Source organism: Actinacidiphila glaucinigra (assembly GCF_900188405.1).
Classification (GTDB): Bacteria; Actinomycetota; Actinomycetes; order Streptomycetales; family Streptomycetaceae; genus Actinacidiphila; species Actinacidiphila glaucinigra.
Genome location: NZ_FZOF01000028.1, coordinates 18,756 through 30,803, shown reverse-complemented (window position 1 = coordinate 30,803; position 12,048 = coordinate 18,756). Strand labels below are relative to the sequence as shown.

The window sequence follows — 12,048 nt, the reverse complement described above, 5'->3', positions numbered from 1 at the left end:
GTCAGTGCTCCGATCCGGTCAGGGCGAGGTAGGCGTCCTCCAGGGTCGCGGTGCGGGTCTGCACCGCGTCGGGCCCGGCGATCTCGTTCACGGCGACGATCACCTGGCCGGCCACCCGGGTCTCCATGACGACCTCGCCGTTGTCCACCTCCGCGCGGTCCACGCCGTCGATGGCCAGGGCGCGTTCGACGGTGATGCGGTCGGCGGGCACCAGCACGCGGGTCGGCGCCTTGAGGGAACGCACCAGGTTGGCGGGCGTGTCCAGGGCGATCACCCTGCCGTGGGACATGATCGCCACCCGGTCGCAGAGGGCCTCGGCCTCGTCGAGGTGGTGCGTGGTGTGGACGATGGTGCGCCCCTGGCTCTTCAGGCCCCGCAGCAGGCTCCACAGCGAGCGCCTGGCCTCCGGGTCGAGGGCGGCCGTGGGCTCGTCCAGCATGATCAGCTCGGGCTCGTGGACGAGCGCGGTGGCGATCGCCAGACGCTGGCGCTGTCCGCCGGACAGGTCGTCGACGCGTGTGCCGCCCTGCTCGCCCAGCCCCACCTCCCGCAGCGCGCGGTCGGCGGCCTCCGGGCCGAGGCCGTACAGCGTGGCGACGGTCCGCAGGTGCTCCAGCGCGGAGAGCCGGGTGAAGAACGCCGAGGCCTGGGTCTGGACGCCTAGCCGCCGCAGCAGTTCGGTGTTGCGCGGCCACGGGGACGAACCGAGCACGGACACGCTCCCGCCGTCGGCACGCCGCAGCCCCTCGACCATCTCGATGAGCGTGGTCTTCCCGGCGCCGTTCGGCCCGAGGATGCCGAAGAACTCGCCGCGGCGCACGGTGAGCGACACCCCGTCCACGGCCTTCAGGTCGCCGTAGCTCTTGCGCACGTCGTCGATCACCACGGCCTCGGCGGCCTGTTCCACTGGCGTCATCACTTGTTCCCTTGGTTCCCTTGCTGGGTGATGGTCGTCGCCGGCCGTCCCGCGCGGCGGGCGCGCGGTCACGGCGGGCGCGGTACGGGGTGGGTGCGCGGAGTCCCGCGTGCCCTCGTCCCCGTCCGGCGGTGTGTGCTGGAGTCGCCTGGCGCGCGCGGCCAGGCCCAGCCGCCACAGCACCACGGCGGCCAGGAGGAGGAGCACCGGGGCCCAGCCGCCCGCGGTGCCGTAGCGCTCGGCCAGCGTCCTGGTGGCCCAGAGCAGGAGCAGCGCGGCGGCCCCCGTCGTCAGGGCGCCGGCCGCCAGGCCGTACGCGCGGTAGACGGCACGCGCCCGCGGCGGGTAGCCGCCGGTGCCCGGGCCGCGGCCGAAACGGCCCGCGACGGCCGCGGCCAGGTAGCCGCGGCTGCCGGCGGCGAGCCGCTCCACGCCCAGGCCGTACCCGAGCAGCTTGTAGCCGTCCAGCGGTGGCAGCGGCGCGAGGTTGGCGAGCGCGAAGACCAGGCCCACCAGCAGCGCACCGCCCAGCGCCGAGTGCGGCGCCCCGGCCGGTGCCCATGCCCACAGCGGCCAGAGCGGCAGGAGGAGGGCGAGGTTCATGGCCGGACCGGCCGCGGCGGTCGCCATCTGGTGGCGGCGCCGGGCGAAGAACGGCACGTCCTGCACCAGGCAGTACATGTACGTCACCGGCAGCCGCCAGCGCAGCCCGATCTCCGTGACGGTGCCGCCGAAGGCGCGGCCCACCAGGCCGTGCGCCAGCTCGTGCAGGGCCATGCTGACCCAGAGTCCGACGCCCGCGGCCATCAACAGCACTGGTTGGTGGGCGAGTTGGTTCATGTCGTCGACCAGTGTGCCGAACTCGGCGGCCAAATGGATCATCATCGCGCACACCAGCAGCAGCACCGTGCCCAGGAAGAACGGTGTGCGGGCGAAGGCGGTGCGCCGGTGCAGGTGCTCGATGAGCGCACCGGCGTCGGACACCATGCGCACGTGCCCGCTCAGCACCGTGGAACGGCCGGACAGGGCGCCCTTCGGTCGCGGTCCGGACGCGCCGGGCGACCCCGCCTGCGCGGCGCCCTCCGCGCCGGCCAGCAGACCGCGCCCGTACAGCAGTCCGAGCAGCTGCCGCCACTGGGCCTCGCCGAGACGCGCGCCGAAGCGTCCGGCGTACGCGTCGCCGACCTCGGCCAGCGTCCGCTCTCCGTCCAGGTGGTCCAGGACGAAGAACTCCTTGGCCCGCAGCTCGAAGCGGCGCCCGTTTACCGGGTCCTTGACCGGGTGCAGCTCCGCGGCCCCGCGCAGCACCGCGGGGCCGACGAGCAGGTCGGGCCGCCGCCTCGGCCGCGACTCCGGCATGCCGGGTGCTCTCATCCGGTCCCTCCCGGCGCCGCCCCGGCCGCGTCCGCGTCCCCGCGCAGGGTGCGGGCGAGCACATAGGCGAGGAAGGCCTCGTCCCGGATGGTCACCGAGAGCCGGTTGTTGGTCATGTGCATGTACGGGGACATCAGCATCGCCAGTGCGTGCCGCTCGTCGGCGATGCCGAACTCCTCGCCCCCGCTCCAGCGCCGGAACACCAGCTCGCCGTCGGCCGCCAGCCGACGCACCCGCCCCGCCAGCTCTCGGCAGTGCAGCGCCCAGCCCCGCAGGAACGCCGGCAGTTCCTCCTCCGCTCCGCGCGCGATCGCCGCCCTGACGGCGGTGAAGCGGCGGCCGAGCTCCGCGCCCATGTCCTCGTAGGCGCGGTCGTAGCCCTTGCGGGCCGTGAAGTCGGTCCCGGAGAAGGCGCCGTCCCAGAAGGCGTGGTAGCGCTCCAGGAAGTGCGCCAGTTCCTCGTCGTCGTCCAGGAAGGACGCCGACATCACCATCATCAGCTGCGCGGCCGTCCCCAGCAGCACCGTGCGGACGTGCAGGTTCATGGTGCGCAGTGCCTCGACGACCAGGTCGCTGGAGCGCTGGAAGTGCCACTCCGCCAGGGCGACGCCCGCCGGGCCGCCGTACTTGCCGTACTCCGGCTCGTACGGCTCCAGGCTCACCGAGTTGTTGTCCCGCAGCAGCATCCGGCCGTCCGGACCGAGCAGCTTCTCGCGCTGCTCCTGCGGGTACTCCAGCTCGAACAGCGTGTTGTAGAGGTCGGCGAGGAAACCGGCCTTCACCTCGTACAGCGCCGGGCGCGTGGTGAGGAAGCGCTGCACCGCGGCCAGCGCGCGGTCGCGCACCTCGCCGTTCGCCGCCGCGGAGGAGGGCTTCAGGCGCAGCCGTACGTGCGGGCCCTGCAGCCAGTAGTTGATGAAGAAGTACCCCGAGAGCAGCCCGTCCCGGGTCAGTTCGTCCACCAGCGGCCTGACGCAGTCCAGGAGCAGCGGCCGCGGGCTCGCCGCGTAGAAGACGTGCAGGGACTGCCAGTCGCCGGGCGCGCCGGGGCCGCCGGGCGCTGCGGGGCCGGTCAGGGCGGGTGAGGTCATGCCCGCTCACCATGTCCTTCCTCGTCGGGTACGGGGTGTTCCGGGCCGGTGGGGAAGAGCTCCACCGCGAGCTCCGCGACGTGCCGGCCGCGGTCCGAGGCGACGTGCAGTTCGTCCTCGGCCGGCAGCATCTCCTCCAGCACGACACGTCCCGCGGGGTCCTTCACCAGGCCCTCCAGCGCCTGCAGCGACAACGGGCCGTCGAAGTCGACGTAGTGCGGCTTGGAGCCGCCCGCCCAGCCCGCGGGCGCCCCGGCGCCGGGCAGCACCGTCGCGAAGGCCCGGGCGGGGACGCCGTGCCGGCGCCGCCATCGCTGCCAGCGCAGGAACCAGTCGGCGTCGTCCTCCCCGGCGGCGCGCCGCGGCAGCGCCGTCGCGTCGGCGGTCCAGCGCCGCCGGCCGAGCACCACGGAGCCGTGCCGGACCCGCGGCCGGGTCGTCACGCCATCCACGGCGGGCGCCTCGGGCACGCCCGTCCACACGTCGAGGGCCGTCTTGGAGGTGGGGGAGAGCAGCAGCAGGGTGCGGGGGATCTCGGGCAGCACCATCGGCACCAGGTAGCCCAGGTAGAGCGGGATCACCTCCTTGCCGAGCCGGCGCGAGCGCACGACCAGCCGGTCCTCGTCCGCGTCGTGCTCCACGAAGAGGTCGTCGAGGTGGATACGGGCCTCCGGCGGCGCGGAGCCGGTCTCCCCGGGGCACAGGATCTGGTGGTCCGTCAGGCGGCCATGCAGGTTGAGGTTGGTGGTCGCCGAACCCGCGGTGATCTCGGCGAACACCGCGCCCTTCGGCTGCGCGGCGCGCAGCGTGGTGAGCAGGCGCTCCGACAGGCCGGGGGAGTCCGCGGCGGTGTCGAAGCAGTGGGTGAAACGGGTGAACGGGAAGCACAGTCCGCCGTAGGAACCGTTGAGGACGACCAGGGGGTCCTCGGCCCGGTCGGCGAGCTGCACGAAGTGGCTCTGCGGAGCGAACCCCTGGGGCAACGGGGCGAGTTCACCGGCGACCGCGTCCACGAGTTCGTCGTCGATCCACAGCTCCTCGGCCTCCCGGTCCGCCTCCCGCCTCCGCCACGCCTCCCGCATGCCCGCGACGAAGGCGGCGCGGGCCCGGTCCAGCGCGGTGATCTGGGGCAGGCCCAGCCAGTTCTCCTCCGGCTGGTGGCCCTCCCGGCGCTCGTGCGGGGGGCGCTGGGACGTGAAGAGCAGATACTGCTCGAACAGGTCCTCGTGGAAGTCGTGGACGAGCCTCAGCAGGTCGTCGCAGCGGCCGCCCCGGCCGTACCGGGCGAGGAAGAAGCCCTTGAAGGTCAGCCGCTGCGCCAGGGAGACGTCGAAGGCCGGCAGTACACGGGCGAGCGAGCGCAGCGGTCCCTCGGCCAGCTCCGTCCACCGGCGCAGGTCGGCGGTGACCGGACCGTCGGCCGCCCGCGCGTCCTCGTACAGCAGGGTCTGCGGCAGCGTGGTCCCGGAGACGCCCAGCGACTCCACGGCGGCGGGCAGTTCACGGCGCAGCCCGCTCAGCAGCTCACGCCGCCGGTCCAACGGCGCGCCCGCGTAAGCGGCGACACCGGCCGCGGTCCCCTCCAGCCGCTCGGCGAGCGCGGTGGCCCACGGCCGGCCGACCTCGCGCAGCGCTTCCTGGAAGTCCCGCAGCGGGTCGCGGCTGTGCACGTCCGGATGGAGGGAGTTGAGCTGCACCATGCCCAGCTGCAGCAGCGCCGACAGATAGCGCTCGGCCTCCTCGGCGGTCGCGCCGCGTTCACGGCGCAGCCAGGCGGCCAGGTCCCGGTGGCGCAGCCGCGGCCGCTCGCGCAGCAGGCCGAGCAGCCCCTCCAGCGCGCCGCTGCGGCGCAGGAAGAACAGCCGGTCGCGTGCCGCGTCGAAGCTGACGGCGGCGGAGTCGTCGCCCGCGGTCACCGAGCGCCGTACGAAGCGCACCCGCTCGTCGTCCAGTTCCCAGCCCGAGGCCAGGGAGACCAGCAGGTCGCCGCGGCGTCCGGGGTCGGCGGCGACGGCGTCGGCGAGCCGCCGCAGCACCACCACGTTCAGCCGGGCGTGGCCGGTCCACCGCTCGGCGACGCGGACGCTTCCGCCGGGTTCGCCGTCCGCCCGGAACTCCCCGACCGCGACACCGGTGAAGGTGCTGAACGGACTGGTCTTGCAGGCGGTGCGGTACAGGTACGCGAGCAGCGACCGCTCGATCTTCCGGCCCCGCTTGCCGGACGCGGCCGCGTCGCCCCGGACGTAGGCGTCGAGCTGTCCGTCCAGGGTCGGCGAGGCCAGCAGCAGACCCGTCCGCAACTGCTCCCCGGCGGCGAGTTCGCGCAGCGCCGCGCGCCCCTCGCCGAACGCGCCCTCCAGCACCGTCCGGCCGCGGGCACGCTCCCCCTCCCACGCCTCCCGGTCGCGGAGCCAGGCCAGCAGCTCCCCGCCGGTCGGGCCGTCCAGCCGTGCGGCGAGCGCGAGAGCGCCCGGCACGTCCTGCGGGAGCCGGTTGTTGAACACGGCCCGGCGCAGCCGCAGCACCTCGCGGCGCATCGCGTCGTCGTCGTTGTCCGCCACGAGCGCGGCCAGCGGGTCGCTCAGCCCGGCGCCGGCCTCGGCGAGCCGGTGCTCCTCGTCCAGGACGCGGTCCGCCCACCGGCGGGCGTCCGCGCTGCGCAGCCGCTGCGCGGCCCCGACCGGCAGACCGGCCAGCCTCAGCATGAAGCGCGGGGACAGGGCCGCCGCCGTCGGGGCGGTGCGCCGTTCGAGTGAGGTGCTCATCGGACCCCGCCCTCCCGGACGGCCCGGGCCGCCCCGTCGCCGCGCGCGTCACGGCCGTCCGCGGACGGCACGAGTTCGTAGCGGAAGTCGGCGGGCCGCGGTCGCTCGTTCCCGACGAGCATCAGCAGCAGCGGGAGTTCCCCGGTGCCGGTGAGCCCGAGCTCCTCGGCGAAGGCGACGCTGTCGAAGCCGAGCGCCACGCCGCAGGCGGTTCCCGAGGCCGCGGTGGCCGTGTAGACCGCCTGCGCGGCGGCGCCGATCGCCGCGCTGACGAGCCGGTAGCCCCGGTCCCCGGCGGCGTCGAGCACGGCGTGGGTGCGGACCGCCGGCACGATCACCGCGGCGGCCTGCTCCAGGTTGTAGTTGTTGAGGAAGTAGTGGGCCTGCAGGAAGGCGCCCGGCGGGCCCTGCTTCAGCAGCCGCAGTTCCGCCGCCCGCGCGTCGTACGCGTACACGCCCTGCGCGACACCCTCGACGTGGTTGACGAAGACGTACAGCGACGCCAGGCGCGGGCTCCCGGCCGGGGTGACGTCGGTGGCCAGCGACGCGCCCGCCTCGGCCGCCTTCAGCGCGGCGGCCAGGTGCCCGCCCGACAGCGGGCGGATCCCGGTGAACCGGCCGAAGCTGCTGCGCCGTTCACGCAGCGCCCGGCGCACGCTCAGCTCCATGGGCGCGGCGGGCGGCAGCGGCTGCCGCCGCCCGCCGGGAGCCACGGCGGGGGCGGCCGCACCCTCCAGCGCCTCCGGCGCCGGACGGGCCGACGCGCCGTCGAGCGTGGCGCGGTGCACCTGCCGTACGGTCTCGAAGGCCAGCACGCGGCGCGACCGCTCCCGCTCGGTGCGCCGGACCCCGGAGGTGGCCGTCCCGTCGGCGGCGGGCCCGGCCGTACCGTCCCAGCGCAGCGGCACGACGGCGAACACGCCCTCCTCGTCCGCCTCCGCCCCCAGCAGCCGGCTCAGGCGCGGCTCGTCGAACCACAGCACCGGGTCGATCCGCAGCCCGCGGGCCTGCGCCCACATCCGCCAGGTCTGCAGCAGCGCCCCGGTGTCCATGGTCACCACGTGGTAGCTGAAGCTGTTGTACTTGAAGGCGTTCTGCCAGAACTTCACGCCGAGCACGAGGAACTGGTCGGTGTCCCGGTGCAGCCGGGCGTCGCCGACCGCGGCGCGGACCTCGCCGGACACGTCACCCGTCAGCAGCCGCCGTACGGCGTGGTGCGAGGGCGCGTAGTGGTACACCCCGGGTGCCATCGGGCCGGAGGCACCGCTGACCCAGTGCACGCCCACCGGGTAGAGACCTCCGCCGGAAGCCGTGCCGCGCGACCAGTTGGCCTGGGTGTACATCGGCAGTGTGCCGAGGTCTGTGTTGGCCTGGACGGCCAGGCGGCGGCCGACCAGCCCGTACGAGTCGCGCAGCATGCCGCCCAGCAGGGGCAGGCTGAACGGGGCGTCGCCCTGCGGCCCGGCGAGGCCCCGGCCCACGCCGGCGTCGTCGGGGAAGTCGCCGTCGGGCAGCGGGAAGCGCTCGGCGCCCGGGTAGTACTTCTCCTTCCTGGGCCGGTCCACCCAGTCGGGTACGAAGTCGGCGGGCTCCATCGCGACCCTGCCGCGCCGCATCACCGCGGTCGCGTACTCATGGGTGTGACCCATGTCCGGTCCTCTCTGTCTGCGGCTGTCCTGCCGTCGTGCGCGGGCGGCGGTTCACGGGAAGGGGTGCGGGGCGAGGTTCAGTTCGCCGGTCCGCAGGTCGTGGTCGGTGAACCCGGCCTCGCGCGGGGCGCTGCGCAGCCGGGGCATGTGCAGGGCGCGCTGGCGGTGCCAGCCGAAGTCGATGGGGACGAGACCGGGCACGAGGACGGACGCCGTGTGCAGGCCGGCGTCCCGCTGCTCGGGCATGGTCTGGTCCACCACGACGACGTCGAACCCGCGCGCGGTGACCGCGTCCACGGCCGCCTCCAGGTCCTCGCGCAGGTCCGCGGCCGGCGGGCGGCCGGTCCGCAGGTCGGCCACGGCGAGCGGGGGCTCCGGGGGCGCGTCCTCCCGTTCCAGCAGGAAGGCGGCGTGCCGGGCCATCTCCGGGAGCCCGTACATCAGCGGATGGTCGTGGAGCACGTGGACGGTGCCGAAGTCCGCCGCCATCGCCGCCAGCCGGTCGTGGTCCCGCTCGGTGCGGCGGCGCAGCTTGACGGCGTCGGTGGCGATCTCCGACAGCCCCGCGGCGAGGGCCGCCTCGGGGTCCCACGCCGCACCGGCGCCGAAGCACAGCGCGCCCGTGCCGCCGTCCACGCGCTGCGCGACGGCGGTGACGACGGGGACGGGGAAGGTGATCCGCGTGTCGAAGAACCGGGCGCGGTAGCCGTACATCGCCAGCCGCTCGACCATGTGCCGGGTCCCGGCGCGGCCGCTGCCGGCCGGGTCGATCTCCCGCAGCGGCAGCCCGGCGTACCAGGCGATGAGGAAGGCGTCCCGCTCGACCGCCTCCATCAGGCCGAAGAGCACGGCCTCCTCCAGACTGCCGCCGGAGGCACAGCCGTTGGAGCTCTCCTGCACGAAGCGGTTCTCCAGGCCGCCGGGGGCGTGGTAGTACGCCAGCACCTCGGGCACCAGCAGCGGGCGCCGGTCGCGCAGCGAGTACCCCCACACCCACGGGATCGGCCGGTCGGGCGCGAACGGCCGCACGACGTCCTGGGCGCGGTAGAAGGCGTCCGAGTAGACCCCGCAGGTCCGCGGGTCGAGCGCGTCGTCGCCGAGTCCGGTCAGCGGGGCCACCACGGTGGTGCGCTTCCCGCGGGCCCGCATCCCGGCCAGCCGTTCCATGCCCTCCAGCACCCCGACCCGCACGCTGCGGGCGTAACTGCCGGTGTGGCCGCCCCAGTACGACTCCCTCAGGTACGCGCCCGAGCGCAGGGTGAAGGCGCCGACGGTGGACGCGGTCGACGCCGAGGTCAGGTCCGGGGCCACCGAAGGCCCCAGCATCCCGGTCACCGGGTTGACGAAGGCCTCCAGCGGGAGGTCGTACGCCTCGATCGGCTGGCCGCGGAAGCCGGCGGGATCCGCCTTGGGCACGCTGCGGGGCGTGAAGGTCGCGCCCTCGGCGGAGTCGGGGACGCGGCGGTCGCAGTCCGGGCACTCGGCGTCGGGGACGACCACGGCCCGGTTCACCTCCAGGGTCTCCAGGTCCAGGAGGTGGACGACGGGGTGACGGCCCGTCGTCCCCGTCCGCCGGGAGGGATCCGCGGCGGCGAGGAGCGCGGCGACGGCGTCCATCGCGAAGGCGGTGGTGAACGGCCACGGTCCCGCCGGCCGTGTGGCGGAGCCGAGTTCCAGGGCGTCGCGAAGGATCCCGGGCCGTACGGCCTGCCACCGCCGCGCCAGGCAGCGCGTGCACGCCGCCGTCCCGTCCGCGCCGGTCACCGGACCCACCAGGGCGTGGTGACCGTACAGGTGCACCGGCGCGGCGGGGGAGCGGGGCGTCTGTCCGGCGGGGACCCGCTGCTCGTCCCGGAAGCCGAGCAGCGTGACCCGCGGCGGCGATCCGCCGCCCGGGTGCCGGCGCAGGCCGTCGCCCAGCAGGCGCTCCACGACGACGTCGGCTGCGGGCGCCCGCACGCCCATGTCAGAGGGCATCCACGGCCCCGTGCGTCAGCAGGACCCGGGCGACATGGACACCGGCCGACCGCAGGTCGGCGGAACCGGTGGCGACGACAAGGGCGTCGAGGCCGCGCTCCCTCACCCGGCGCAGCACGTCGGCGCCGCCGGCGGCCGGAGTCCCGCTCCCGGCCTCCCCGGTGACGGTGACGGCATCGGTGACGGCATCGGTGACGGCGACGGTCATCGGGTCGAGGTCGCCCAGGAGGGGGTCGCCGGTGTCGAGGGGCCCGCTCGGCGCGTCGTCCCGGCCGAGCTGCACCTGACCGAGGAGGTCGCGCAGCGCGCCGACCGCGGCCGCGCGCGGGGTGCGGGCGGCGTCGACCGCCCACAGCGCGTGCCCGGTGCCCGGGTCCAGCGCGCGGGCGAACATCACCGGGGCGAGCCCTTCGGGGCCGCCCAGTTCCAGCAGTTCGGCCTGAAGCCCGAGGTTCACCGCCGAACGGCGAAGGAAGAGCACCTCCGGGTCGTCGGCGGCCCACTCCGCGGCCGTCGCCGCCACGGGGCAGCGCGAGCGCAGCGCCGCGGTCAGCGTGTGGAAGGCCACCGCCGAGTACAGGGCGCGCGCCGCGGCCCGCGACGGGGACGGACCCGCGGCCGACCCGGCCGAGGTCGCCACGAAGAGCCGGTCGTGATTGTGGCCGCCGAACGTCCGCACGGCGGCCGCCGGCACCAGGGCGGTACGGGCCTCGCCCAGGGAGACGGCCGGGATCCAGGCACGCACCGAGTCCGCGTCCGCGCCGGTGCCCGAGGCGATGTCCAGGGCGGCCGGGGCCAGCAGGGGCCACTTCTCGCGCGCCGCCTCCAACGCGGCACCCGCCACGACCCCCCGCTGCGGGACGACGTGCTCGGCGTACACCTCGGCCGCGCGGTACAGCGCCCGCAGCCGGGCCCCGGCGACGTGGTGGACGTCGAACGCGGTGATCTCGCGGGGGCCGCCGTGCCCCACGGCCAGCCTGACGGTCCCGGCCTTGAGCGGGGTCTGCTCCCACGCGTCGTCGGCGAACGCGCCGAACACCCCGGCCCGCGTGTGGGTCAGCACCGAGCGGGCGTCGAGCGCGGCGAGGGCCTCGTCGGCGTCCGCCTCGGGCGTTACCTCCCGGGACCCGGACTCCGGCAGGTCCGGTCCGTCCGTCAGGTCGGCGGCGGTGAGGGCGGTCTCGGCGGCCGGCGCCTCGTCCTCCCGGCAGTGGGGACAGCGCGGGTGCGGCAGCAGGGGTTCGGTGACCACGTCGAGGGAGTCGAGGTCCTGCAGCACCAGGCGCCCCTCGGTCTCCGGCGCGAGCACACCGGTGACCAGCCGGAACACCTCGTACGCCAGCAGGTTGCCGAGCATGGCCGCGGGCGGTCCGGAGATCCGCCCCTGCTCCGCCTGTCCCGGGCCGTCCAGGCGCACCGCGCTCCACAGGTCGGCGGCGGCGCCGGGCTCGCCGTTGGCGCCCAGGCGCAGCGCGGCGCAGGACCAGCAGCCCGTCGTCCCGGCCGTCATGACCGGGCCCACCACCGCCTGGTCGCCGAAGGTCCAGGCGGGCAGCAGCCGTACGCCCTCGGGGATGCCGGCCTCGAGCAGCCGCAGGGCGGCCCCGGGGGCCCCGGTGGTCAGGACCACGTCGTAGCCGGCGAGGCCGTCCCAGCCGTCGTCGCCGGTCACGTCCCACCGGACGACCTCCACGGGACAGCCGTCGTCCTCCAGCCCCGCCACCTCGCGCAGCGCCTCGGCGAAGGGGTCGGTCCCGGGACCCGTGGCGGCCGGGAGCGCGAGCGCGGCGCAGCCGTTGCGGACCAGGCTCAGCGCGCACCACCGGGCCACCGGGTCGTCGCCCAGCACCGCCACGCGGGTGTCGCGGAAGCGCCGGAAGCGGCCACCCGCCTCCCCCACGTAGTGGTCGATGTAGTCGACCTGCGCCGCGAAGCGCTCGGCGACCTCGGGGGCCAGTTCGTCGAGTCCGTCGCTGCCGGGGACGACGTCGCGGGCGAAGTTCCTGCCGTAGAGCGCGCCCACCAGTTCACCGACCATGGCCCGCTGGTGCTCGCCCAGGCCCGCGCAGATCTGCTCGACCTGGTTCGTCCCGTTCAGATGGGGAACGACCAGTGTCGCGAACCGGTAGGCCGATCTGCCCCGCAGATTGAATCCGCCGTGAGCGTTATGGAATACGACGCCGTCCGGGGTCTCCGTGAAAAGGACGTCACGGCGGATACGGGGATACGAATGCGCGACTTCCTCGTACGCAGCGGTCATGCCGTCATTACTCCCA

At 75.1% G+C, this 12,048-nt stretch carries 6 protein-coding genes; all 6 read right to left on the bottom strand.

All coding sequences use genetic code 11. The features are described 5' to 3' along the window. Position 1 precedes the first annotated feature (1 nt). On the bottom strand, positions 2-916 hold the full coding sequence (locus CHF15_RS35545; protein ID WP_089228131.1) for an ABC transporter ATP-binding protein: 915 nt from the start codon (positions 914-916) through the stop codon (positions 2-4). Between the two features lie 1,370 nt (positions 917-2,286). Further along, entirely contained in the window at positions 2,287-3,381 is a 1,095-nt protein-coding gene (locus CHF15_RS35540; protein WP_089228047.1) for a lantibiotic dehydratase C-terminal domain-containing protein, read from the bottom strand. Continuing rightward, positions 3,378-6,146 (bottom strand): lantibiotic dehydratase, encoded by a 2,769-nt coding sequence (locus tag CHF15_RS35535; RefSeq protein WP_245939211.1) that lies wholly within the window; start codon positions 6,144-6,146, stop codon positions 3,378-3,380. Before CHF15_RS35535 ends, CHF15_RS35540 begins: the two co-directional genes overlap by 4 nt. Next, on the bottom strand, positions 6,143-7,795 hold the full coding sequence (locus CHF15_RS35530; protein WP_089228046.1) for a SagB family peptide dehydrogenase: 1,653 nt from the start codon (positions 7,793-7,795) through the stop codon (positions 6,143-6,145). Before CHF15_RS35530 ends, CHF15_RS35535 begins: the two co-directional genes overlap by 4 nt. 51 nt (positions 7,796-7,846) lie before the next feature. Next, the gene (locus CHF15_RS35525; protein ID WP_245939210.1) at positions 7,847-9,772 is read right to left on the bottom strand and encodes a TOMM precursor leader peptide-binding protein; all 1,926 of its coding nucleotides are present in this window, start codon (positions 9,770-9,772) and stop codon (positions 7,847-7,849) included. Next, on the bottom strand, positions 9,762-12,032 hold the full coding sequence (locus CHF15_RS35520) for a TOMM precursor leader peptide-binding protein (RefSeq protein WP_089228044.1): 2,271 nt from the start codon (positions 12,030-12,032) through the stop codon (positions 9,762-9,764). Before CHF15_RS35520 ends, CHF15_RS35525 begins: the two co-directional genes overlap by 11 nt. Positions 12,033-12,048 lie beyond the last annotated feature (16 nt).